This is a genomic window from Bradyrhizobium sp. MI1.7, assembly GCF_055811795.1.
Window position 1 is genome coordinate 66,375 of the sequence record NZ_JBVVPO010000003.1, and the last position, 23,140, is coordinate 89,514.

Genomic DNA, 23,140 nt, shown 5'->3' on the forward strand with positions numbered 1-23,140 from the left:
CCAGACGTCCACCCGGGCTCCATGTGGTGCGGGAACCACGCTGGGACGACGCATCGCAACGTCACGATGTCTCACATCGGCGGCATCGCTGCTGCCGCGAGACGCCGGAGATCAACCCAATTGCGCCATTGGCGTTTGGATTCCGTTCACCGATCGCCGCTAGATCAGGATGGATCCTCCGCGACGAACAGCAGCTATGGCCGATCTCAACGCAGTCCTCTCCAGGCTCAACGACCGCCTGCTCCGCCTCGAAGGCGAGCTGTTCGTGCTGCGCTCGCTGGCGCGCGCGACGCTGACGGCGGGCGACGACCATGCGGCGCGCATGCGCAAGCTGGTCGAGGCCGCAAAGGTCGCGCTCGACGACGAGGCCAAACGTGAGCTCGACAAACCGACGCGCAAATATGTCGATGCGGCAACCGCGCTGGTGGAGGAACTTCTGGTCGAGCCGACCCAGGCACGGCCGCTGTTCACCGTCATCGACGGTGGCCGGCGCGACTGAGCGCGTCAGATCGGACGTATCCCGCGGGGATCCGCGGACTGAGCCTTCAGCCGGCTGAGCCCCTCCTCGATGATCGCGATCTCCTCGTCGATCTTGCCGATCGGCAGGCTGAAATCATAGCCGGACCTGCTCTTCAGATCGACCGCGAGCCGCTGCCTGTGCATCATCAGCTCGTCCAGCCCACGGCGGTTCTTCAGCCGCACATAGGCGTCCACGATCTGCTCAATTGCGCTCGGCATGAAATCGGTCCCGGCAAAAAAGCCCGCAGCGCACCCACGCCGGCGGGACATTTTTGGTGTCGCGGTACGCAATACAAATCCGCGACGGATTCGTCGATACGACAGGCAGGTTGAGAACGCGTTACCGTTTGATGATTTCGTGATTGCGCCGGCATGAAAAGCCGCTGGCGATCACTCGCCAGCGGCCAAAGCCGGGTTCGAAAACGGATTCGGAATCAAATTTGGCCAGCCCCGGTTGGTGCATTCTAGCGGCACACAGGGGCTGCTTATGTTAGAAATGAAACAGAGGAACCGGCGGATACATCATTTGCTGTCGATGTGGCCGCCCGGCAACGCTAATCCGTGACGCAAAAATACTTGCGCGGCAGCCTGCGGTAGGCGCTGTAGCGGTAGTACGGCCTGTAGGCGTAGCCGCGATAGAGTGCGGGCGGCTCTTCGCCGTAATAGGCGCCGTGGTAGAAATTATAGACCGGCCCTTCGGCGCAACGATAGGCATCCCATGTCGGGCCGATGAAGGGCGCCACCCCGACCTCGGGCGGGACCGCCGGGTACGGCCCGCCGGCGCGCGCGGGCGTGGCTACGCTCAGTGCCGCGAGAAGGAAAAACCACGCGCTTCGCATGCGCTCGCTCCTGATACGGTGCAATACGCGCATGGAAGCACCGGAACGGCCGGCTGCGCAATCGCGGAGCCCGTCGCGCCCCGCGCCCGGTGCATTGTTGATAACCGGCACAAACCGCCCGCGGCTGGTGACAGGACGCACCGACGTGTTATCGGGGGATGACGCAGTTGCGAGACGGATCGGACACCCATGCGCATTACCCTCGTCGGCTCCCGCCATTTCGGCGTGACCACCCTGAACATGCTCCGGGAGCACGGCGTCCCGATCGTGCGGGTCGTCGTGGCCGACGCCGAGGATCGCCTCGCGGCGAGCGCCAAGGCGGCTGGCATCGAGGTGACGGTCCAGGCCAATCCGAAGCTGGTGGTCGCCTCCGAAATCGGCCCCGACACCGACCTGATCATCACCGCCCACAGCCACGCCCGGATCGGCAAGGACGCCCTGGCCGCCGCGAAGTACGGCGGGATCGGCTATCATCCCTCGCTGCTGCCGCGTCATCGGGGCAAAGCCGCTGTGGAATGGACCATCAAGGAAGGCGATCCGATCGCCGGCGGCACGATCTATCATCTTGCCGACCGCATGGACGCCGGCGCCATCGCCGCCCAGGACTGGTGCTTCGTCAAGAAGGGCGAGACGGCTCGCGAACTCTGGGAGCGCGCGCTCGCTCCGCTCGGCCTCAAGCTGCTGGCCGACGTGATCGACTACGTCAAGGTCCACAAGGCGCTGCCCTCCAAGGTTCAGGACGAGCAGTTCGCGACCTTGGCGCCAAGTCTTTCCTGAGTCCCTTCGTGAGTCGTTCCCTGAGTCCCCTCCTGACGTTTACCCTTAACGTGAAGGCGCGTTGATTCTGCTTCGAAAATTGGAGCCGGAAACACAAATAAACTATTGTTTCCACTGGAACAATTTTCGCTTTGGCAATGCAACAAATTTCCGTCACATTTGGGCCGAATAAGCGTCAGCATATCAGACAGATTCAAGGACGGAATTCATGCGTTTTGGTCGCATTACGGCATTCTGTGCCGCTTCAGTTATCACTCTCGCCGCTCCCGCTTTCGCCCAGACCCCCTATGACGGCAACTGGCACGTCACCATCGTCACCAAGAGCGGCACCTGCGAGCCGACCGCGAGCTCCATGCTGACGGTTGCCGACGGCAAGATCACCGCGCCCGGCGCTAACGTTTCCGGCACCATCGGCAGCGGGGGACTTGTGAAAGTTTCGATCAATGGTGCATATGCCAACGGTCAACTCAGCGGCAACGCCGGATCGGGGAAGTGGAATGGAGCATCTGCAGGCATACCGTGCAGTGGGCGGTGGGAAGCATCGCGCCAGTAAGAAATTCGGGATCAGCGTCGTGAGCCGGCGGCTGCTGATCGCGGCCGCCGTTTTGTTTGCGGCGGGGATCGCCAACTCTGAGAGCCAGGCCCAGTCCGGCCCGTTCGCCCCGCTGGCGGGGAGCTGGAGCGGTGCCGGCACCGTCACGCTCGATGACGGCTCGACCGAGCGGATCCGCTGCCGGGCCAGATACGCCCCGATCGGACCGACGATGGAGATGTCGCTGACCTGCGCCAGCGACGCCTACAAGTTCAATCTCGGCGCCAACGTCAGGGCTGAAGGCGGCACTATTGGCGGCAGCTGGTCCGAGGCCAGCCGCAACATCTCCGGCTCGCTCCAGGGCCGCGGTGCCGGCGGAAACTACGAGCTGGTCGCCTCGACCGCCGGCTTCAACGCCAACATCTCGCTGAAGACGTCCGGCAACAAGCAGAGCGTCACGATGCGCGCGGACAGCCAGTTCCGCGGCGCCAACATCTCGCTGTCGCGCTAAGGCGGACCGCGTTCAAGCCAAAAGCCCCGGCGATTCCGCCGGGGCTTTTTTTATCCGTTTTATACGTTCGGCACGAACGCCGTGACCTCGATTTCGACCTTGGCGCGCTCGTCCACGAGACCGCCGATGTAGAGCAGCGTCGAGGGCGGAAAATTGCGCCCCAGCGTTTCCTTCCAGGCCGCGCCGATGCCGGCCCCGGCCGATTCATATTCGCTGCGGCTGGTCAGGTACCAGGTCAGGCGGACGATGTGCTCCGGGCCGGCTCCGGCCTCGCCCAGCAGCTTGATGATCCGCTTCAGCGCGGTTGCGACCTGCGCCGCCATGTCAGGCGCGTAATTGCCGGTCTCGTCGCCGCCGGTCTGTCCGGCCAGCACCACCCAGCGGCCCGGCCCTTCGGCCACCACACCGTGAGAAAAGCCCCGCGGTTTCTTCCATTCAACCGGCTGCAAGATTTGCATGAGCGAAGATCTCCCTTTTCTTGTTGTTCAGTGATGCCTTAGCACGCCGCCCTGCATCGCTGCATCCGCAGTTTTGGCCGTTGCAAACGCCGGCGATGTCGCCGATACCGGCCCTCCCCTCAGGCTCGATCGCCCGCACCAGCAACGATGACCGCGACACCGTCCAAAACGATGGCTGCACTGTGGATGGCCGGCTGGCTGGCGCTCATGCTGGTCATGGCGGTTGCCGGCCGTGAGACCACGCGCGAGCTGAACGTTTTTGAGATTATGGAAGTGCGCTCGGTAATCGGGTTCACGCTGCTGCTGCCGATCATCTACCGGGCCGGCGGCTTCAAGGCGGTCGCGACCAAACGCCTGCCCCAGCACCTCGCGCGCAACGGGGTCCATTATTTCGCGCAGCTCGGCTGGTTCTACGCACTGACGCTGATCGGGATCGGCCAGGTCGTCGCGATCGAATTCACCATGCCGATCTGGACTGCGCTGCTGGCCGCGACGTTTCTGTCCGAGCGCATGACCGTGTGGAAGATCGCCGCCATCGCGCTCGGCATCGTCGGCGTCGTCATGATCGTGCGGCCCGCCACCGGCGAGATCAATCCGGGCCAGTTGATCGCACTGGGGGCCGCGATCGGCTTCAGCATTTCCATGATCTTGGCGAAATCGCTGACCCGGACCGAGAGCGCATTGTCGATCCTGTTCTGGATGATCGTCGTGCAGATGGTCGTGGGCCTGCTGCCGACGCTCTATGTCTGGACCTGGCCGTCAACCACTCTCTGGGGATGGCTCTTCGTCATCGGGGTCTGCGGCACATTCTCGCACTATTGCCTCGCCAGCGCGCTCCGCTACGCGGATGCAACCATCGTGGTGCCGATGGACTTCTTGCGGGTGCCGCTCACCGCGACTGTCGGCTGGCTGCTGTATTCGGAGCGGCTCGATGCCTGGACCGTGCTCGGCGCGACGCTGATCCTGTGCGGCAATCTCCTGAACCTGAAGCCGACCGCCCCAGTTCCCGCCCGCGCGCAGTGAACCTCGCGCTGTCTCGCGCGACAAAACCGAAGTGGCCGTGTGATCTGGATCACGTTGGAGGGTCATTCCATCGTGCACATTCGGCCACACAGCAGCGGGTTGAATACGACGTACTGCCGTTTTGGTGGCGCGAAGTCGGGCACTTCGTGTAGGTTCGTTGCCAATTTGTTGCTGCCTGCAATTCGATTCTGTTGGGGATTTCAGATGCGCACTCTCACCCTGCTCGTTTCGCTGATGTGCATGGCACTGTCGGTCAGTGCCGCGAAGGCCGACCGCCGTGTCGCTTTCGTCGTCGGCAACGGCTCCTACAAGAACGTCGCACAATTGCCGAACCCGCCGATCGACGCCAAGGCGATGGCGGCGACCCTGCGCAATGTCGGCTTCGAGGTGATCGAAGGATCCAACCTCACCCGCGACCAGATGACGGAGAAGCTCCTGGACTTCGGCCGCAAGGCGCAAGGCTCCGATGTCGCAGTGTTCTATTACGCCGGCCACGGCATCGCGGTCAGCGGCAGCAACTATCTCCTGCCTGTCGACGCCGACATCAAGTCGGAGATGGACGTCAAGCTCGGCGCAGCCATCAACATCGACCTGACGCTCGAGCAGACCATGGGCGACGCCAAGGTCAAGCTCGTCTTCCTCGACGCCTGCCGCGACAATCCGTTCGCCGCCAAGATCAAGTCGAACTCGGCAACGCGCAGCGTCAACGTGCAGAGTGGTCTTGCCGAGATGAAGTCGGGCGAAGGCACGCTGATCGCGTTCGCCACCGGCCCGGGCCAGACCGCGCTCGACGGCCAGGAGGGCAACAACAGCCCGTTCACCCGCGCACTGATCGACAACATCACCAAGCCCGGCGTCGAGATCCAGCAGGCGATGACGTCGGTGCGCGCCCAGGTCAACGAAGAGACCCGTAAGGGCCAGCTTCCCTGGGGCCACACCAACCTGATCGGCGCGGTCTATCTCAACCCGTCGCAGCAGACGCAGGTTGCCAACGCAGCCCCGACCGCTTCCGGAATCGCGCCGGCGGCAGCGAGCAGCTCCGACGGAGTCGAGCTCGAGTACTGGCGCTCGGTCAAGGAATCCAACAAGCCGGAAGAGCTCAACGCCTATCTTTCGGCCTATCCGAACGGCCAGTTCAAGGCGCTGGCGCTGGCGCGGCTTGCGGCGATCAAGAGCGGCCCGTCCACGGCGACCCGCAATCTGAACTCCGGGATCGATCCCGCCACCTTCACCGATGACTCCACCCAGCTCACCGAGGACCAGATCGGCCTCGACAAGGGCCAGCGCCGCGACGTGCAGCGCCGCCTGACCGGGCTCGGCTTCGACACCAAGGTGACCGGTGCCTTCACCGACGAGACCCGCTCGGTGCTGAAGCGCTGGCAGGCCGCCCGCGGTTATCCGTCGACCGGCTACCTCAACAAGCTCCAGCACAAGGCCCTGCTGTCCGAGATCGTGGCGGCCGCGCCGGCCACCGCGAGCGACGACAGCGCGAAGCCGGCACGGCGTGCTGCCCCGGCCCAGGCCCAGAGCGGCGCACCGGTTCAGCATCGCAACAGCGGCGGCGGCGATGCCGGCGCGGCCTTCGTCGGCGGTGTCGTCGGCGGCATGATGGGCGGCATGTTCCGCCGCTGAGGCGAGACCCGGCTCCAAAACGCAAAAAGGCCCGGCGAGAGCCGGGCCTTTTTCGTGGTGGCAATGGCTAGTAGTCTTGGGTGAACCAAGGCACGAGCGTCCGGATCCGCGGCATCGCCTGCATCGTAATGCTCGTCCGAGCCATCTCCGCGATGCGCGGCGCCAGTGACGAGAGATCGCCACGGCGGGTCACCAGAAGCAGCTCACGAAAAAATCCGGGGCCCGGCAGAGGGAGAGCGCTGACTTGACCAGCGTGAGCGAGCCCCTGCAACAGACACAGCGGCGTGGTGATCGCCACGCCCATCCCGGTGGCGACCATGGCGACCAGGCTGTCCGAGGTGTCAAACTCAAAGGCCCGCGGTGGGCGAATGCCCAAACGGCTCAGGTGGCGCTCGACCTGAGCGCCTGCATAGGAGCGTTCGCTGTACCGGACCAGGCGATGCCGGGTCAGGATCTCCCGCAAATCAAGGTCAGCAAATTCGGCTTCCAATCCGCGCGGCACCACCAGCAGATTTGGCTCGCGGTAAAACGGGAAGCGCTCGATATCATACAGGTCATCCATCGCATCGCATGTGATCGCCGCGTCGATCGTTCGGTGGACCAGCGCCTCGGCATGCGAGTGAGCAAGGCCCGACCAAACGGACAGACTCAGTGCGACCTCGCCCGTCATAAGCTCCTTGACGAGGTGTGCGCCGACCGTGGCGGCATAGGAGTCGATGAGGCCGAGCCTCAGATCGACACGCTCAGGCAGTTTCGCTGCGTCCCGGAGTGCGCTGAGTAACGTGTCAAAGTCGCGATTCAAATCGCGAACACGGCCAGCAAGGATGCGGCCCGCCCGCGTCAGTGTAAGCGGCCTCCGGCTACGGTTGAAGAACGCGACGCCGATCGAGGCCTCGGCCCGCCGCACAGCCTGAGAAACCGCTGATTGCGTCATCCCGAACTGACGGGACGCCTGAAGCATGCTGCCGGACTCCGCGACGGCAGCGACAATCTGCAAGCTTCGCAAGTCTGGAACAGGTGGCGTCATATCCATAACTTAAGCAGAAGTCATATTAACATGCAAATTGCCTTCATTATATGAATTATCCTTGTAGGAGAGCCGCATCCGAAAGCAGACTTCGGATCGTCCTAACAATTAAGCAGTCCCGATCCATGAGCGAGCAAGCGGATATTCTGGTGATCGGCCTCGGTGCCATGGGCAGCGCGGCCCTCTATCAACTGGCCAAGCGAGGGGTAAAGGCGGTCGGCCTCGATCGCTTTGCCCCGCCCCACACGATGGGATCCAGCCACGGCGAAACCCGCATCACCCGGCAGGCGGTCGGCGAAGGCCGCGATTACGTGCCCCTGGTGCTGGATACGCACCGGATCTGGCGCGAGCTCGAGGCCGAGACGTCTGCCGAGCTGCTGAACCCATGCGGCCTCGTCGTCATGGCGCCCGGTGTCGGCGAGACGTCACACCACGGCAAGCCGGATTTCGTCGCGCGCTCGATTGGAGCGGCGCGTGACTTCGGCATCGCGCATGAAGTGATCGACGGGCGAGAGGTGGCTCATCGCTTCCCTCAGTTCCTGAATCTCCAGGGCAACGAGAAGGCCTATTACGAACCCGGCGGAGGGTACGTTTTTCCGGAGCGCTGCATCAAGGCGCAGCTGACGCGCGCGGAGCAACTCGGCGCAACGATACGCACGGGAGTCGAGGTTCTCTCGATCGCGCAGCGCGGCTCCGCCGTTCGGGTGGAAACGTCCTCGGGCACATTCGAGGCGAACCAGGTGGTGGTGTCGGCAGGCGGCTGGAATGCCCACCTGCTCGGCGCGCCGTTTGACCGCGTGCTTACGGTGAAGCGGCAGGTGCTGCATTGGTACGAGCTCGACGATACCAGCGCGTATCGCGCCGACGCCCCTGTGTTCATCTGGATGCACGGCGCGACGGATATCGACTACCTCTACGGCTTCCCGCCGCTGCCTGGCGATCATCGTCTCAAGGTCGCGACCGAGCAGTATGAGACCAACACGACGGCCGACGCCATCGACCGCACCGTCGATCTCGCGGAATCGGCTGAAATGTACCGGAAGCACGTCGCGGGGCGGCTCGCCGGCGCCACGCCGCGCGTCGCGCAGGCGGCTGCCTGCATCTACACGGTGACGCCCGATCGGGGCTTCATCATCGACCGCCATCCCGACCAGGACCGGATTTGTGTCGTCTCGGCGTGCTCGGGCCACGGCTTCAAGCACTCGGCAGGTATCGGCAACGTCGTCGCCGGGATGGTGACCGACGGTCGAAGCGCGATCGACCTCAGCCCATTCTCCATCTCCCGTTTTTCGTGACGTTTGGCACGAGCCTTGTATCTTGAACAAGCGCGCTCAACGCGCGTCGTGATCACAATCCTGGAGGCGTCATCCGATGAGAGACATTGTCCGTTCCATGATGACAGGCATCGCGGCGCTGCTGATGCTTGGCAGCGCTCAAGCCGCCGATGGCGTCGATGCCATCAAGCAGCGCGGCACGTTGAATGTCGGCGTCAAGGCTGACTACAAGCCCTTCGGTTTCCGCGATCCCACGGGAAACGTGGTCGGCATCGAGCCGGATCTCGCCGCAGACATTGCCAAGCGCCTCGGCGTCAAACTCGAACTCGTTCCGGTCGCGGCCTCCAACAGAATCGAATTTCTTCAGCAGGGAAAGGTCGACCTGCTGATCGCGACCATGTCGGACAGGCCGGAACGCCGTCGCGTGGTTCAAGCCATCGAACCGTTGTACTATTCGGACTATGTGAACATCCTTCTCAACAAGAAGTCCGGCATCAAGGACTGGGCCGAGCTCAGGGGAAAACCCGTCTGTGCAACGTCGGGGGCCTGGTACAACAAGGACGTTGCCAAATCCTACGGCCCCGAAATCGTTGCGTTTGACGGCTCGGAGAAGCCTCTGTTCGCCATGAAGCAGGGCAACTGCATCGGCTATGTCTACGATCAGACCTTCCTGCAAGGCAAGCTGCTCGAGGACGAGTGGAAGGCGGACTACGACTTGCCCCTGAAAGGTATTTTGCCATCGCCATGGATGATCGCTGTCGCGCTCGATAACGCCAGCCTTCAGAAGCTGCTCGAAGATACGACAAAGGACTGGATGAGGACCGGCTTCATCGTGGCAGCGGAAAAGAAGTGGGGCATTACGCCGACAGAGTATTCGCTGCTCATGCACGAGCAATACAAGGACAAATAGACGCGCAGAGCGGAGCGCCAGATCCGTCTTGCGCTCCGAACAGGTCGAGCCAATGCACTGATACGAGGCATCGCCTCAACAGTTTGGTGTCGCGCAAAATGCACGAAATCGGCGACTGGTTTCAACGGCTCTACGAAACGACGGGGCTGAATTTCTCCGTATTCTACGATGCCTACGATTGGGACCGCTATTTCGGCGGGCTCAAGATGACGTTGCTTCTGAGTGTCACGACCATCCTGCTGAGCCTGATCATCGGCGCGGTGGGCGCCTTGCTGCAGGGCAGTCCGTCGATGCTGTTGCGGTTGCCCGTCAATGCTTTCGTGGTGGTGTTCCGCAACACGCCGCCGCTGGTCCAGATCTTCTTTTTCTATTTCGGCCTCGGCACCATGCTCCCGGCCGTCGAGGCGGCGGGCATGCGCGTTCCGCTGCTGAGCAACGTCCAATGGGCCATCATTTCGCTGTCGCTGTTCGCGGGCGCCTTCAACGTCGAAATCTTCCGCTCCGGCATCGAGGCGGTGCCGGGGACGACGCTGGAAGCCGCGGAGGCGCTCGGATACACGCGCCTCAAGGCTTACGTCCATATCGTCCTTCCGCTGGCCATTCGCGTCTGCCTTCCCGCACTGAACAACAACCTCGTCAACCTGCTCAAGACGACCACCCTCGCCTACGCGATCGCCGTTCCCGAGACGCTGTACGCGGTCAAGCAGATCTGGTCGGAATCGCAGAACGTCTTCGAAATGATGGTCGTATTGCTGGCGACCTACGGCATCCTTGTCGGCGTCCTCGTCTGGCTGATGCATCGCTGGGAGCGGGCGATGCGCATCCCGGGATATGCCCGATGAAAGGCGCCCAGCCCGAGCACAGGCTTGCCGTCCTTCTGCCGTATCGTCCCGTGCCGACCCGGATGTCCATTCGGATCGGCCCGCTGGCCGCCGCGATCCTCTGTTTCTGTGCCATCATGGCCGCGTCCACCGCGTGGGCGCAGACCGGTCCGGCGGTGCTGTCCCCGCTGCAAGTCATCGTGAAGTGGTCGCCGCTGCTGCTGCGCGGGTTCGCCTTCAACATCCTGATCTCCCTGCTCGCCATGCTGCTGGGGACCGTCGCCGGGCTTGGCCTGGGTCTGGGGTTGTTGTCGGAGTTTCGACCGCTCGCCGCCGTCAGCTGGCTCCTGACTCAATTCTTCCGCAACGCGCCCTGGCTGGTGCTGCTGTTCTTCGTCATGTTTCTGGTGCCCTTCCAGGTCACCCTCTTCAAGACGACCATCCCCTTGCCGGACTGGATCAAGGCAACGGTCGGCTTCGCATTGCCTGTCATGGCGAATGTCGCCGAGGTCGTGCGCGGTGCCGTCCGCTCCATTCCGTCGACGCAATGGGAGGCGGCGGAATCGCTCTCGTTCACACGGCGCCAGACGATGTGGCTGATCATGCTGCCACAATGCATCAAGCGCATGCTGCCGCCCTGGATGAACGTCTATGCGCTGGTCGCGATGTCGACGGTGCTGGCATCGATCGTCGGTGTTTCGGAGATGCTCACGCTGACGGCGCAGGTGCATGCCGCCGAAGGCGGCAGGCCGGAGCTGTTCGCGCCGCTCTACGGTTTCGCGCTGCTGTGTTTCTTTCTCTACTGTTATCCGATCAACCTCTGGACCGCTCGTCTCGAGCGTCGGTTCCGCATACGCTGAGGAAGCAGAGCATGGCCACGAGCTGGACTCCGGATCAGCCCATCGTCCAATGCGTCGACGTCAGAAAGTCGTTCGGAGCTCTCGAGGTTCTGAAAGGCATCAGCCTGTCGGTCAGGAAGAGCGAGGTGATCTGTATCATCGGCCCGTCCGGATCAGGGAAATCCACGCTGATCCGCTGCATCAATGCCCTTCAGCCGATCTCGTCCGGCAGCATTCAGATCGAAGGCATCGAGGTGTCCGATCCCAGGCTCGACAAGCTGGCGCTGCGCCGCAAGGTCGGGATGGTCTTCCAGCAGTACAATCTCTTCCCGCACAAGACGGCGCTCCAGAACGTGATGATGGCGCCGATCCATGTTCTCGGCCAGAAACGTGCCGAGGTCGAAGCGCGCGCCCGGGCGCTGCTTGCCAAGGTTCGGCTCGCGGGGAAGGAGGATACCTATCCCGGCGAGCTCTCCGGCGGACAGCAGCAGCGCGTGGCCATCGCCCGCTCGCTGGCGATGCGGCCGGACATCATGCTTTTCGACGAAGTCACGGCCGCCCTCGATCCGGAAACGGTCAAGGAGGTCCTGGTCACCATCCGGGAGCTTGCCGAGGATGGCATGACATGCCTCCTCGTCACCCATGAAATGAACTTCGCGCGAGAGGTCGCCGATCACGTCTACTTCACCGATCGCGGTGTGATCGTCGAGCACGGGCCGCCGGAGGCCTTGTTTACGGCGGCCAAGGACGAGCGAACGCAGCGGTTTCTATCGCAGGTCCTCTGAGTTTGCCCGAGCGCCGCCCTTCGGCGCCCCTGCAGGAGGCGCTACTTCCCCGCCGCCTTGCGCAGCGCCTCGTTGATGCGGTCCTGCCAGCCCGGACCGCCCTGCTGGAAGAACTCCAGCACGTCCTGGTCGATGCGCAGCGTGACCTGCTCCTTGATTCCCGGCGCCACGTTCGGCTTCGGTGGCGCCACGGCGACCTTGGCGGTCACCTTCTTGAACGCCGCCTCGGCCTCCGACCGCGCATCGCCAAGCGTGCGCGGCCGCCTCGGTTGATCCGTCATGTCCTAGATTCCCTCAAACAGAGCCGTCGAAAGATACCGCTCGGAGAAGGACGGCACTATAGCCAGAATGGTTTTTCCCGCAGCTTCCGGCCGCTTGCCGATCTGGAGCGCCGCCGCGATCGCCGCGCCCGAGGAGATGCCGCCGGGAATGCCCTCATGCCGCGCCAGCGCCCGGGTGGTCTCGATCGCGGTCGTCGAGTTGATCTTCACGATCTCGTCAATCACCGAGCGGTCGAGGATGTCGGGCACGAAGCCGGCGCCGATGCCCTGGATCTTGTGCGGCGTGTGCTGGCCGCCTGAGAGCACCGGGCTTTCCTCCGGCTCGACCGCCACGACCCGCAGGGACGGCTTGCGCGGCTTGAGCATCTGGCCGACGCCGGTGATGGTGCCGCCGGTACCGACGCCGGCGACGAAGAAATCGACGTTGCCGCCGGTGTCGTTCCAGATCTCCTCGGCGGTGGTGCGACGGTGCACCTCGGGATTGGCGAGGTTCTTGAACTGCTGCGGCATGACCGAATTCGGCGTCGTCTTCAGGAGCTCCTCGGCGGTTGCGATCGCGCCCTTCATGCCCTGTGCCGCCGGCGTCAGCACCAGCTCGGCGCCGAGAAAGGCCAGCATCTTGCGCCGCTCGATCGACATCGATTCCGGCATCACCAGCTTGAGCCGGTAACCGCGCGAGGCCGCGACGAAGGCGAGCGCGATGCCGGTGTTGCCCGAGGTCGGCTCGATCAGCACGGTGTCGGGCTTGACGATGCCGGCCTTCTCCATCGCGATGATCATGGCCGCGCCGATGCGATCCTTCACGCTCGCGGCGGGATTGAAATATTCAAGTTTTGCCAAAATCGTCGCGTTGACGCCGTGCATGCCCGGCAGCCGCTGCAAGCGCACGATCGGCGTGTCGCCAAAGGCCTCGACGATCGAAGAGTAGATCCGGCCGCGGCCGGGCTGGTGCGCTGCACCCGTGTTGGACGATGCGTCCATGATGAACTCCCTGTGACGACAATTTCTGTTTCTGCAGCGTCTCTTGCGCAGTAACGGACAGCTTGGGACGACACGCAAGCGACAATGCGGCACATGTTAAATACGCTGCATCGCAAAATCGCGTGAGTTGTAATTATCAGAAAACCAACGCATTTGTGTTGCGACCTCGTCAACTGATTCGGTCTATGTTAGACTTAGGTCTCAAAGCAGAGAGGTCACCACGATGTCAGCAATCGCTGAAGTGTTGTCGACCGTCGCACATCACCGCGCCCCGCGTTGCAGCGAGTTGCCGACCTGCGCCGTCTGCGCCGACTCGATGGTCGCCGCCGAAGCATCCGCCTACATCTCTGACCATATGATCAGCTATCTCTGGACCTGCGACAATTGCGGCTACGGCTTCGTGACCAAGCACGCCGTCAAGCAGCGGATCGTCTGCAACTGACTAGCGCGGGGCGATGTCGCCCCTCGCCCAGTCCTGGCGCGTACGCTGGTAGAACTCGTCGAACGTCCCGTGTGCGATCGCGTCCCTGATGCCCTGCATCAGGAACTGGTAGTAGGCGATATTGATCTCGGAGAGCAGCATGGCTCCCAGCGTCTCGCCCGCCTTGACGAGATGATGCAGGTAGGCGCGCGCGTAGTTGCACGCCGACGGCCAGGAACTCTCTGCGTCGAGCGGACGCGGATCGTCGGCGTGGCGCGCGTTGCGCAAATTGACCTGGCCGAAGCGCGTGAAGGCAACGCCATGGCGGCCATTGCGCGTCGGCATCACGCAATCGAACATGTCGATGCCGCGCTTGACCGCTTCGAGGATGTCGTCCGGCGTGCCGACGCCCATCAGGTAACGCGGCCGCTCTCTCGGCAGCATCGGTGCGGTCTCGTCGATCATCGCCAGCATGACCGCCTGTGGCTCGCCGACGGCAAGACCGCCGATCGCATAGCCGTGGAAACCGATTGCAACGAGGCCTTCGGCGCTGGCGTGACGAAGCTGCGGCACGTCGCCGCCCTGCACGATACCGAACAGCATGTAGCCGTCCGGCGCACTCTCGAAGGCGCGCTTGCTTCGCTCGGCCCAGCGCAGCGACAGCCGCATCGCCCGTTCGATGTCGTCCCGCTCGGCCGGCAGCCGCACGCATTCGTCCATCTGCATGGCAATGTCGGAGCCTAGGAAGCGCTGCACCTCGATCGAGCGCTCCGGTGACAGTTCGACCTTGGCGCCGTCGATATGCGAACGGAATGTGACGGCGTTCTCGGTGACCTTGCGCAGGTCCGACAGCGACATCACCTGGAATCCGCCGGAATCCGTCAGCATCGGCCCGTTCCAGCCGGTGAACCGCTGCAGGCCGCCGAGCGCCGAGATCCGCTCGGCGCCGGGACGCAGCATCAGATGATAGGTGTTGCCGAGCACGATGTCGGCGCCGGCCTCGCGCACCTCACGCCAGTGCATGCCCTTCATGGCGCCGGCGGTTCCGACCGGCATGAAGGCCGGCGTCCGCACCACGCCATGCGGCGTGGTCAGGCGCCCGGCGCGCGCGGCGCCATCGGTGGCGAGCAGCTCGAAATGATTGGGTAGACCTGTGTCGGGAAGATTCATGGTCGTGCTTATTGCGTGTCGGAAGAGGCTGATCAACCCGCTCGGACCACACCAGAGCCGACTTGTGGCTCAGACCGGGACACATTTGACGCCGACTTGATCGCCCGGCGCGCTTGCCAAACAAAACGATACAGTGTAGTTTTTGCGCGGGGCTGGACGAGATGCCGCGGTGAATTTTGCCGGCGGCAGTATTTGCGTGATCGCCAGCCACCGACAATGCCCTCCGCTTCATGTTCGACCGAAATGTCCGGCCCCTCGCGCGGCTGGATCAGACAGACAGGCGCCCGCCTGACCGGATTCCTGGTTCTGGCGTGCAGCCTGGCACTCGGCGCCTGCACCTCCCTGCCCCGCACGCCCTATACGGCCGCCGAGGCCAGCACGTCGCGCGTGCTCGATATCGACGGCCTGCGCCGCTACGCCGACGAGCCCGTCACGAAATTCAGCTTCGAGAAGGACACCAGCACCGCGACGAAGTCCTATCTGGCGCTCTCCGGCGGCGGCGCCGATGGCGCCTATGGCGTCGGCGTGCTGAGCGGTTGGACCGCTGCCAGAACCCGTCCCACCTTCTCGGTCGTCTCGGGCGTGAGCACCGGCGGCCTGATCGCACCCTTTGCGTTCCTCGGCTCGCAATATGACGACACGCTCAGGGAGGTCTACACCAGCGGCATCGCGGAGAGCCTCCTGAACGATCCCAGCATCATGCGTGTGCTGTTCGGATCCGGCCTGTTCGGCAACACGCGGCTGCGCGAGCTCGTCGCCCGCTATGTCGGTCCGGAGATCATGGCGCAGGTCGCGCGTGAAAACGCCAAGGGCCGAAAGCTGCTGGTGGTGACCACCGATCTCGACACCCAGCGGACCGCCATCTGGGACATGGGCAAGATCGCAGCGGTCGGAACACCCGAGGCGCTAAAACTGTTTCGCGACGTGATGGCGGCTTCCGCCAGCATTCCCCTGGTGTTTCCGCCTATCATGATCGACGCCGAAGGCCAGGGCCGCAGATTTCAGGAGATGCATGTCGACGGCGGCGTGACGGCGCCGGTGCTGACGCTGCCGGAAGCCCTGCTCTCCCAGGACCGCCTGCCCGGCAACGCGCGGATGAACATCTACATCCTCGTCAACAAGAAGATCGAACGCAATTTCGAGCTCGTGTCCAACAGCACCATCGACGTCGCCTCGCGCAGCCTGTCGTCGATCACCCAGTCGCAGACGCGCTCGATCATCTTCTCGACCTATGATTTCGCCAAGCGCAACAATCTCGGCTTCCACCTCTCCTACATCGCGCGCGATTACCCCGCGCCGCCTTCGGAAGGGTTCGACACCGCCTATATGCGGGCGCTGTATCAGTACGGATACGAGAAGGCTGCCTCCGGCCAGGCCTGGACTTCGAAGCTGCCGTGATCTCTCGTGACGGAACGAGACCGTGCCGAAACCGTTGACGATATGGCCAATTCGGCCAGATTCGCGATGACGCCCCCGCTCCCGCGCGATATAGAGCAAATGACGACGACTAGAAGCGCGCAGGAATCATTGGGCATGGGATTGACTGCGACCAAGACAAAACCGGCAGCGCCACGGCGCGAGTTGCCGAAATCACGCGGCGGCCGCCCGACGAAAACCGCTGCGATCGAGCGCGATCAGCGGCTAATCGAGGTTGCCACCCGCCTGTTCCTTGACCGCGGCTTCGACGCGACCTCGCTCGACGCGGTCGCGGAAGCCGCTCGGGTCAGCAAACCCACCGTCTATTCCCGTTACGGGGACAAGCGCGGCCTGTTTGCCGCCGTGCTGAGGCGCGAAATCGCACGCTGGCTTGCGCCGCTATCGGCAGCCGCCGAGACCCAGCTCTCCAGCGCCTCGGACATTTCGGTCGAGCAGCGGCTGGTCGAGATCGGGCGCGAGATGCTGACCTTCACCTGCGGGCCCGATGCCGTCGCATTCAGCCGCATGATGACGTCACAGGCCATCAACTTCCCCGACATCGCCAAGCTCGGCAAGGAGGAAGGCTGGCTGAAGGCCGTCGCCACCACGGCCCGCTTCTTCGACCGTCTGGTGGCGCAGGGCGCACTCGACGTCGACGACACCACGATCGCGGCAGAGGTGTTCCTCGACGTCGTCGTCGGTCACACCCACCGCCTGGCGACGTTCGGCACGGCGCTGGAATTGAAGGCCGCCGAGAAGCGCATGCGCGCGGCGATCAAGCTGTTTCTCGCCGGTGCGCTGGGACCCGCAGACCGCATCCAGAGCACCGCAAAAGGCACACAGCGGCGGCGCCCGTCCCGCTGACAATTCCGTGAGGTTGCGACGTTTCCCCTTCGAGGTTACGCCCGCGTCGTTGACCAAAACAAAACGATACGGTATGGTTTAGTTATAAGCGATACGGACCGCTTTTTCACCAGCCCCAAAGGGGTCCGTACCGCCGAAGATCGCCGTGCCGGGTCCAGCCCGCTGCGACGCTCCGCGGCCGGCCGATGCCCAAGGTCGGCCGCGAATTCTTTACGATCATCCGGCACACTCGCTGGCCGAGGGTTTCGAGCATGACGACAGCCAAACGATTGACCTCGCGATTACTTGCGATCGCCTTGCCCGCGCTGCTCCTTGCCGCGCCGGCGCAGGCGACCGTGGCCGCGGGCACGCCGACCGCGCTTCACGGCGACACAGATGGTGATGCCGAAGCAGACCGCCAAGCGGTCAGCCGCGAAATCGAACGATTCCGCAGCTCGTCGATCTCGATCGGCCAGGCCATGGCGATTGCGGAAGCCCGTCATGCCGGTGCCACGACGGCGGATGTGAGTTTCGACGGAGCCTCCGGCGTGCCGGTCTACCGGGTGAAGACCCTGCACAACGACCGCATCTGGCGCCACACCATCAACGCCGCAACCGGCGAGCTCGTCGGCGGCGAAGCCGCCCTCCCCCTCGCCGAACTCGATCTCGACGACCGCAGCAACCTCGCGGCGCTCGGTGCCATCAAGCACCGCCTTGCGGATGCCGTGCACGTCGCCGAACGTGCGGCCTCGGGCAAGGCGATCAGCGGCGGACTGGTGCGCGAACGAGGCCGGCTGAATTTCGCGATCGTCGTCATCAGCGGCGACAACCTCAAGGAGGTCATCCTGGAGCCGCCGGGCGCCCGGGCGAAATAGCGGCGGCCACAATCCCGCCGAAAAGCCATTGACGGGCGCGAAACTCTCCCGCATAAGTCGCCGCCATGTTCACGACCACCAAACGCACGACTAAAACCACCACGGCCTTCGGGGCCCGGGGAGGCGTGCGCGCGTAGGTCGTCGACTTAAACGCAATCCACTCTACCGAAGCTCCGACCTCTGGTCCGGGGCTTTTTTGTTGTCTTCAGCTCAATGCAATGGAGGAGAATGTGAGTAACGATCCCGTCGTCGCGATTGTCGGCGTCACCGGTGCGGTGGGCGCCGAATTCATCGCCACCATGGACAAGCGCGGCTTTCGCGTCGGCAAGCTCAAGGCGCTCGCAAGCGCCCGCTCGGCCGGCAAGACGGTGTCGTTCCGCGGGCAGGACGTCGTCATCGAGGAATTGACCGAGCGCGCCTTCGAGGGCGTCGACATCGCGCTGTTCTCCGCCGGCGGCAGCATCTCCAAGAAGTTCGCGCCTGTAGCGGTCAAGGCCGGCGCCGTCGTGGTCGACAACTCCTCCGCCTTCCGCATGGACCCGAACGTGCCGCTGGTGATCCCCGAGATCAACGCGAACCGCATCCGCGACCACAAGGGCATCATCGCCAACCCGAACTGCGCCGCCATCACCGCGCTGGTGCCGCTCTGGCCGATCCACCAGAAGAACCGCATCAAGCGCGTCATCATCTCGACCTACCAGGCGGCCTCGGGTGCCGGCGCCGCCGCGATGGACGAGCTCGTCGAGTCCACCCGCGCCAATCTCAACGGGCAGGTCTATACGCCCAAGGTGATGCCGCACCCCTACGCCTTCAATCTCTTCAACCACAACACCGCCGTCGACCCTGATACCGGCTACAACGACGAAGAGACCAAGGTCATCAAGGAAACCCGCAAGATCTTCGAGGACGAGAAGATCGCCATCGGCGTCACCTGCGTCCGCGTGCCGGTGCTGCGCGCCCATTGCGAGGCCATCACCTTCGAATGCGAGAAGCCGATCGGCGAGGACCAGGTCCGTGCCATCATGGCGCAGGCGCCCGGCGTGAAGCTCGTCGACGACCGCGTGAAGAACTACTTCCCGATGCCGATCGACGCCTCGGGCCAGGACGACGTCCTGGTCGGCCGCATCCGCAAGGATCTCAGCGATCCCTCAGGGCATTCGATCTCGATGTTCGTGGCGGCCGACCAACTGCTCAAGGGCGCCGCGCTGAACGCGGTGCAGATCGCGGAGCTCTTGCCGCAGCGCGTGATGGCGTAACGGAAGGTGTCGTAGGGTGGGCAAAGGCGCGCAAGCGCCGTGCCCACCACTTCTCTCGCGCATTTAAGAAAGATGGTGGGCACGCTTCGCTTTGCCCACCCTACGGCGCCGAAATTAGTCGCGCGCCCGAAACAACAAGCACGCATCCCCGTACGAATAGAACCGGTATTCTTCCGCGATCGCGTGCGCATACGCCTTCTGCATCGCTTCGAGCCCGGAGAACGCCGACACCAGCATGAACAGCGTCGACTTCGGCAAATGGAAATTGGTCAGCAGGATATCGACGGCACGGAAGCGATAGCCGGGGGTGATGAAGATCGACGTCTCGGCCGCGAACGGCTGGATGGTGCCGTCCTCGCCGGCCGCGCTTTCGAGCAGCCGCAGTGACGTCGTGCCGACGGCGATGATGCGGCCGCCGTTCTGCCGTGCGGTGTTGAGCCGCTCCGCCGTTTCGGCCGAGATCGTGCCCCACTCGGCATGCATCTTGTGGCCTTCGGTGTCGTCCACCTTCACCGGCAGGAACGTCCCTGCCCCGACGTGCAGCGTGATGCGGTTGATGCCGACGCCGCGGTCGCTCAGCGCCTGCTCCAGCGCCGGGGTGAAATGCAGGCCGGCGGTAGGCGCCGCGACGGCGCCTTCATTCGCCGCGAACATGGTCTGGTAGTCCGCGAGGTCCTGATCGTCGGGCGTGCGCTTCGAGGCGATATAGGGCGGCAGCGGCGGGCTGCCGAGATCTTCGATCGCCTGATCCAGCGCCGGGCCGTGAAACGAGAATGACAGTGTCACTTCACCATCGGTGCCCTTGGCCTCGACCTCGGCGTCGAGATGGCCGAGCAGGCAGACCTTACCTTCGTTGCCGAAACGGATGCGGTCGCCTGCCACGAGCTTTTTTGCCGGCTTCACCAGCGCCTGCCAGCGCGAGCCGTCGAGGCGCTTGATCAGCGTCGCCTCGATCTTGGGCTCGGTCTCGCGGCCGATGCGGCGGCCCTTGAGCTGCGCCGCGATCACTTTGGTGTCGTTGACGACGAGCTGGTCGCCCGGCTTCAGCCATTGCGGCAGCTCGGAAATGAGCTGGTCGCGCAGCGCGCCGCCTTCCACGACCAGCATCTTCGCGGAGTCGCGCGGGCTCGCCGGGCGCAACGCGATGCGCTCGGCGGGCAGATCGAAATCGAAGAGATCAGTGCGCATGTCGGGCTCAGCGCCACGCAGTCAGACCCTCATGGTGAGGAGGCGCGTAGCGCCGTCTCGAACCATGAAGGCCGAGCTGCAACAGCGGGGCCTTCATCCTTCGAGGCGCGCGTTCCGCGCTCCTCAGGATGAGGGTTGAGCGATTACTCCGCGTCCGCGGCCATCCGCGCCTTGACGATCTTGTCGGGGTTCTGGACGGGCTCGCCGCGCTTGATCTTGTCGACGTTCTCCATGCCCTCGGTGACCTTGCCCCACACCGTGTACTGATTGTCGAGGAAGCGGGCGTCGTCGAAGACGATGAAGAACTGGCTGTCGCCGGAATCGGGGCTGGCGGCGCGGGCCATCGAGGTGGTGCCGCGCACATGCGGTTCCTTGTTGAACTCGGCCTTCAGCTTCTTGCCGGAGCCGCCGGTGCCGGTGCCCTGCGGGCAGCCGGTCTGCGCCATGAAGCCCTCGATCACGCGGTGGAACACGATGCCGTCGTAAAAGCCCTCGCGGACCAGTTCCTTGATGCGCGCGACGTGGCCGGGCGCGAGATCGGGCCGCATCTCGATGGTAACGGGGCCCTGCGTGGTCTCGAGGATCAGGGTGTTTTCGGTGACGCTCATGCTCGTCTCTCTTGCGTTGGGGGTGAAGTCTTCCGGTTACGGAACTGGATCGCGAATGGACGTCCCGCGGCGGCGCCGGCCATTGCATCGGTAAATGGCATCGGCGTGCAGCGTTGCAGCGCCTCCATCACGGCGACCCGGTATTGCAGCCGGTCATTGTCGGAGGCCTCCGCGGATTCATAGGTAATCCTCGGATGGCCCAAAATGTTTCCGGCCCGGTTAAAGCTCACGACGACGGTGATGTCGATAGGGCGAGCCTTGCTGGGCGGCGGCGGCTTCCAGCAGGTCCGCAAGTGCTGGAAGATGTCCTGGATGGTGTTGACCTCTGCGTCTCCGGCGGCCGCGCCGGAAACGCCTGAAAGCAGCAGCGCGGCAGCCAGCAGAAGCCTATTGCCATAGCGCGCCATGGCCCCATCCTATTTGATGTCGGAAGCGACCTGGACCTTCACCATCTTGTCGGGATCGGTGACGGCACCGCCGGCCGAACCGGGCGGTGCCTTCTTCAGCTTGTCGACGACGTCCATGCCCTGCACGACCTCGCCGATCACGGTGTACTGGTTGTCGAGGCTGCCGCCGTCCGCGAACATGATGAAGAACTGCGAGTTGGCACTGTCGACGCTGTCGCCGCGCCGCGCCATCCCGACGATGCCGCGGGCGAAATGAACCTTGGAGAATTCCTGTTTCAGGTTCGGATATTTCGAGCCGCCGGTGCCGTTGAATTTCTCGCCGTCGCCGGTCTGGGCCATGAAGCCGTCCATGACGCGATGGAACGGCACGTTGTTGTAATAGCCCTCGCGCGCGAGCTGCTTGATGCGCTCGGCATGCTGGGGTGCAATGTCGGTCCGCAGCTTGATGACGATGCGGCCCTTGGTGGTGTCGATGACGATGGCGTTGGCCTTGTCGAGATTGGCCGGCAATTGCTGCGCCACCGCCGGGACCGCGCTGAAGAGCGCGGCAAAGATCGTGGCAAGAATTGCGAGACGACGGATCATGAGAACTCCGGATCAGGTAGGATGAAGAACTGCGCCGTTATCCGGCGAATTTGGCCTTGAGCAGGTTGGCGACGAGCGGCGGCACGAAGGTCGAGATATCTCCGCCCATGGCCGCGATCTGACGCACCAACGTGCCGGTAATTGGGCGGACGGCCGGAGAGGCCGGCAGGAACACGGTTTGGACGTCGGGCGCCATGGCGCCGTTCATCCCGGCGAGCTGCATCTCGTAGTCGAGGTCGGTGCCATCGCGCAGACCCCGAATCATGACAGTCGCGCCGTGCCGGCGCGCCGCAGTGACCGCAAGATCGTCGTAGGTCACGGCATCAAGCGTGCAGCCGACCTGGGCCGCGACCGGCCCGCAGACGTCATGGAGCATCTTGAGCCGCTCCTCAATTGAGAACAGCGGCTTCTTGCCGGGATGGACCCCGATCGCGACCACGAGCCGATCGCACAGGGGGACACTGTTCCGGACCACGTCCAGATGGCCGTTGGTGATGGGGTCAAAGGAACCCGGATAGAAGGCGATACGCGGCATGTCCCCGTCCTACCGCGCCCGGCCCGGTCCGGCAAGCCAGACGGGTTCCCTGCCGGTTTTTCGGCGGCGCCGAGTCGGAATTCCCCGAATTGTTTCGTCCTCGGGACGACCATGAAACAAAACGAAGTGCGAACGAAACCATTTCGGGCGTCCGCGAAGACGTCCGGAAACTGGCCATGGTTACTAATCCACCCAACGAATGACGGGCCGCACAACTGGGCGTAGCGGCCGCATCACAGGGGACCGTCAATGATCAAGACCATCTCGGCCATCGCTATTGCTGCGTTTGTTGCCGCCGCTCTCACCGTCCTTCCCGGTTTCGCTCCGTCCGTCGAAGCAAGCGTCCCGCAGCCGCTGGCCAAGAGCGACCGCCTCGATATCCGCACCGTCGGCAGGGACTGCTCGCAGCAGGCTTGGCCGAACTTCGAGGCATCCTGCCTGCGGCAGGCCGGCACCAAGGCCAATATCCGCGAGGCCCGCCTCGTGACCGCCGACCGGACCCCGTAGTCGGGGCTGTCAGCTTCGCGTCATATAAACCCCGAGATGAATCCCATGGATATTTGCGACGTCCCGTCGCAGACTGTCTGATGCTCGCGCCCGTCGGAATGGCCCGGCGGGCGCGATCCC

The 23,140-nt window shown here is 63.9% G+C and carries 29 protein-coding genes; 17 read left to right on the forward strand and 12 right to left on the reverse strand.

Annotated elements, in window-relative coordinates:
- Window positions 1-196: 196 nt before the first annotated feature.
- Entirely contained in the window at window positions 197-499 is a 303-nt protein-coding gene (locus AC0L3X_RS04820; RefSeq protein WP_063983186.1) for a hypothetical protein, read from the forward strand.
- A 5-nt stretch (window positions 500-504) separates the two neighbouring features.
- Here the strand turns inward: AC0L3X_RS04820 and AC0L3X_RS04825 are convergent, their stop codons facing one another.
- Entirely contained in the window at window positions 505-738 is a 234-nt protein-coding gene (locus AC0L3X_RS04825; protein ID WP_166341191.1) for a hypothetical protein, read from the reverse strand.
- Window positions 739-1,073: 335 nt separating this feature from the next.
- Window positions 1,074-1,358 (reverse strand): hypothetical protein, encoded by a 285-nt coding sequence (locus AC0L3X_RS04830; RefSeq protein ID WP_208086965.1) that lies wholly within the window; start codon window positions 1,356-1,358, stop codon window positions 1,074-1,076.
- A 189-nt stretch (window positions 1,359-1,547) separates the two neighbouring features.
- Here AC0L3X_RS04830 and AC0L3X_RS04835 point away from each other — a divergent pair, with 189 nt between their 5' ends.
- The 3 genes from AC0L3X_RS04835 to AC0L3X_RS04845 all read left to right on the forward strand — a co-directional run bounded on the left by AC0L3X_RS04835 (window position 1,548) and on the right by AC0L3X_RS04845 (window position 3,178).
- A complete protein-coding gene (locus tag AC0L3X_RS04835) occupies window positions 1,548-2,135 on the forward strand; it encodes a formyltransferase family protein (protein ID WP_085404716.1) in 588 nt (195 codons plus the stop codon).
- Window positions 2,136-2,343: 208 nt separating this feature from the next.
- A complete protein-coding gene (locus AC0L3X_RS04840; protein WP_014495138.1) occupies window positions 2,344-2,688 on the forward strand; it encodes a hypothetical protein in 345 nt (114 codons plus the stop codon).
- Complete coding sequence (locus AC0L3X_RS04845) at window positions 2,633-3,178, forward strand: hypothetical protein (protein ID WP_071913735.1); 546 nt, start codon at window positions 2,633-2,635, stop codon at window positions 3,176-3,178. The genes AC0L3X_RS04840 and AC0L3X_RS04845 overlap by 56 nt, the downstream gene beginning before the upstream one ends.
- A gap of 59 nt (window positions 3,179-3,237) precedes the next feature.
- Here AC0L3X_RS04845 and AC0L3X_RS04850 read toward each other — a convergent pair whose 3' ends face one another.
- Window positions 3,238-3,636, reverse strand: a complete 399-nt coding sequence (locus AC0L3X_RS04850) for a RidA family protein (RefSeq protein WP_354131544.1) — start codon at window positions 3,634-3,636, stop codon at window positions 3,238-3,240.
- Between the two features lie 147 nt (window positions 3,637-3,783).
- Between AC0L3X_RS04850 and AC0L3X_RS04855 the strand changes: the two genes are divergently transcribed.
- Both AC0L3X_RS04855 and AC0L3X_RS04860 read left to right on the forward strand, forming a co-directional pair.
- A complete protein-coding gene (locus tag AC0L3X_RS04855) occupies window positions 3,784-4,659 on the forward strand; it encodes a DMT family transporter (protein WP_354096450.1) in 876 nt (291 codons plus the stop codon).
- A 204-nt stretch (window positions 4,660-4,863) separates the two neighbouring features.
- A complete protein-coding gene (locus AC0L3X_RS04860) occupies window positions 4,864-6,291 on the forward strand; it encodes a caspase family protein (RefSeq protein ID WP_354096449.1) in 1,428 nt (475 codons plus the stop codon).
- Between the two features lie 67 nt (window positions 6,292-6,358).
- Here AC0L3X_RS04860 and AC0L3X_RS04865 read toward each other — a convergent pair whose 3' ends face one another.
- Window positions 6,359-7,324, reverse strand: a complete 966-nt coding sequence (locus tag AC0L3X_RS04865; RefSeq protein WP_343287528.1) for a LysR family transcriptional regulator — start codon at window positions 7,322-7,324, stop codon at window positions 6,359-6,361.
- Window positions 7,325-7,443: 119 nt separating this feature from the next.
- Between AC0L3X_RS04865 and solA the strand changes: the two genes are divergently transcribed.
- The 5 genes from solA to AC0L3X_RS04890 all read left to right on the forward strand — a co-directional run bounded on the left by solA (window position 7,444) and on the right by AC0L3X_RS04890 (window position 11,947).
- Window positions 7,444-8,613 (forward strand): N-methyl-L-tryptophan oxidase, encoded by a 1,170-nt coding sequence (gene solA, locus AC0L3X_RS04870; protein ID WP_354096448.1) that lies wholly within the window; start codon window positions 7,444-7,446, stop codon window positions 8,611-8,613.
- Between the two features lie 76 nt (window positions 8,614-8,689).
- Window positions 8,690-9,502, forward strand: coding sequence for a transporter substrate-binding domain-containing protein (locus AC0L3X_RS04875; RefSeq protein ID WP_354096447.1), 813 nt, complete (start codon window positions 8,690-8,692; stop codon window positions 9,500-9,502).
- Between the two features lie 98 nt (window positions 9,503-9,600).
- Window positions 9,601-10,344 (forward strand): amino acid ABC transporter permease, encoded by a 744-nt coding sequence (locus AC0L3X_RS04880; protein WP_354096446.1) that lies wholly within the window; start codon window positions 9,601-9,603, stop codon window positions 10,342-10,344.
- The gene (locus AC0L3X_RS04885) at window positions 10,341-11,183 is read left to right on the forward strand and encodes an amino acid ABC transporter permease (protein ID WP_473316284.1); all 843 of its coding nucleotides are present in this window, start codon (window positions 10,341-10,343) and stop codon (window positions 11,181-11,183) included. The genes AC0L3X_RS04880 and AC0L3X_RS04885 overlap by 4 nt, the downstream gene beginning before the upstream one ends.
- Before the next feature lie 11 nt (window positions 11,184-11,194).
- Window positions 11,195-11,947 (forward strand): amino acid ABC transporter ATP-binding protein, encoded by a 753-nt coding sequence (locus tag AC0L3X_RS04890; RefSeq protein ID WP_354096445.1) that lies wholly within the window; start codon window positions 11,195-11,197, stop codon window positions 11,945-11,947.
- A gap of 41 nt (window positions 11,948-11,988) precedes the next feature.
- On the opposite strand, the gene AC0L3X_RS04895 is transcribed toward AC0L3X_RS04890, so the two are convergent.
- Window positions 11,989-12,228 carry a BrnA antitoxin family protein gene (locus AC0L3X_RS04895; RefSeq protein WP_028152108.1) on the reverse strand — a complete coding sequence of 80 codons (240 nt, stop codon included), beginning with the start codon at window positions 12,226-12,228 and terminating at the stop codon, window positions 11,989-11,991.
- A gap of 3 nt (window positions 12,229-12,231) precedes the next feature.
- Window positions 12,232-13,209, reverse strand: coding sequence for a cysteine synthase A (gene cysK, locus AC0L3X_RS04900; RefSeq protein ID WP_063983177.1), 978 nt, complete (start codon window positions 13,207-13,209; stop codon window positions 12,232-12,234).
- 223 nt (window positions 13,210-13,432) lie between these two features.
- Here cysK and AC0L3X_RS04905 point away from each other — a divergent pair, with 223 nt between their 5' ends.
- Complete coding sequence (locus AC0L3X_RS04905; RefSeq protein WP_063983176.1) at window positions 13,433-13,651, forward strand: hypothetical protein; 219 nt, start codon at window positions 13,433-13,435, stop codon at window positions 13,649-13,651.
- Here AC0L3X_RS04905 and tgt read toward each other — a convergent pair whose 3' ends face one another.
- Window positions 13,652-14,800 (reverse strand): tRNA guanosine(34) transglycosylase Tgt, encoded by a 1,149-nt coding sequence (gene tgt, locus AC0L3X_RS04910; RefSeq protein ID WP_354096444.1) that lies wholly within the window; start codon window positions 14,798-14,800, stop codon window positions 13,652-13,654.
- Window positions 14,801-15,043: 243 nt separating this feature from the next.
- Here tgt and AC0L3X_RS04915 point away from each other — a divergent pair, with 243 nt between their 5' ends.
- The 4 genes from AC0L3X_RS04915 (at window position 15,044) to AC0L3X_RS04930 (ending at window position 19,190) form a co-directional block, all read left to right on the forward strand.
- Entirely contained in the window at window positions 15,044-16,198 is a 1,155-nt protein-coding gene (locus tag AC0L3X_RS04915; protein WP_063983174.1) for a patatin-like phospholipase family protein, read from the forward strand.
- Window positions 16,199-16,333: 135 nt separating this feature from the next.
- On the forward strand, window positions 16,334-17,080 hold the full coding sequence (locus AC0L3X_RS04920; RefSeq protein WP_063983173.1) for a TetR/AcrR family transcriptional regulator: 747 nt from the start codon (window positions 16,334-16,336) through the stop codon (window positions 17,078-17,080).
- 251 nt (window positions 17,081-17,331) lie between these two features.
- Window positions 17,332-17,934, forward strand: coding sequence for a PepSY domain-containing protein (locus AC0L3X_RS04925; RefSeq protein WP_063986357.1), 603 nt, complete (start codon window positions 17,332-17,334; stop codon window positions 17,932-17,934).
- A gap of 218 nt (window positions 17,935-18,152) precedes the next feature.
- A complete protein-coding gene (locus AC0L3X_RS04930; RefSeq protein WP_063983172.1) occupies window positions 18,153-19,190 on the forward strand; it encodes an aspartate-semialdehyde dehydrogenase in 1,038 nt (345 codons plus the stop codon).
- Window positions 19,191-19,304: 114 nt separating this feature from the next.
- On the opposite strand, the gene queA is transcribed toward AC0L3X_RS04930, so the two are convergent.
- The 5 genes from queA to coaD all read right to left on the reverse strand — a co-directional run bounded on the left by queA (window position 19,305) and on the right by coaD (window position 22,513).
- Window positions 19,305-20,378: a tRNA preQ1(34) S-adenosylmethionine ribosyltransferase-isomerase QueA gene (queA, locus tag AC0L3X_RS04935; RefSeq protein ID WP_063983171.1), complete on the reverse strand. Its 1,074-nt coding sequence runs from the start codon at window positions 20,376-20,378 to the stop codon at window positions 19,305-19,307.
- 143 nt (window positions 20,379-20,521) lie between these two features.
- Window positions 20,522-20,986 carry a peptidylprolyl isomerase gene (locus AC0L3X_RS04940; protein ID WP_071913717.1) on the reverse strand — a complete coding sequence of 155 codons (465 nt, stop codon included), beginning with the start codon at window positions 20,984-20,986 and terminating at the stop codon, window positions 20,522-20,524.
- On the reverse strand, window positions 20,983-21,393 hold the full coding sequence (locus AC0L3X_RS04945; RefSeq protein ID WP_063983169.1) for a hypothetical protein: 411 nt from the start codon (window positions 21,391-21,393) through the stop codon (window positions 20,983-20,985). The genes AC0L3X_RS04940 and AC0L3X_RS04945 overlap by 4 nt, the downstream gene beginning before the upstream one ends.
- A gap of 9 nt (window positions 21,394-21,402) precedes the next feature.
- Window positions 21,403-21,978: a peptidylprolyl isomerase gene (locus AC0L3X_RS04950; RefSeq protein ID WP_063983168.1), complete on the reverse strand. Its 576-nt coding sequence runs from the start codon at window positions 21,976-21,978 to the stop codon at window positions 21,403-21,405.
- A gap of 37 nt (window positions 21,979-22,015) precedes the next feature.
- Complete coding sequence (gene coaD / locus AC0L3X_RS04955; protein ID WP_063983167.1) at window positions 22,016-22,513, reverse strand: pantetheine-phosphate adenylyltransferase; 498 nt, start codon at window positions 22,511-22,513, stop codon at window positions 22,016-22,018.
- 249 nt (window positions 22,514-22,762) lie between these two features.
- Here coaD and AC0L3X_RS04960 point away from each other — a divergent pair, with 249 nt between their 5' ends.
- Window positions 22,763-23,020, forward strand: coding sequence for a hypothetical protein (locus AC0L3X_RS04960; RefSeq protein ID WP_063983166.1), 258 nt, complete (start codon window positions 22,763-22,765; stop codon window positions 23,018-23,020).
- The last annotated feature ends 120 nt before the right edge of the window (window positions 23,021-23,140 follow it).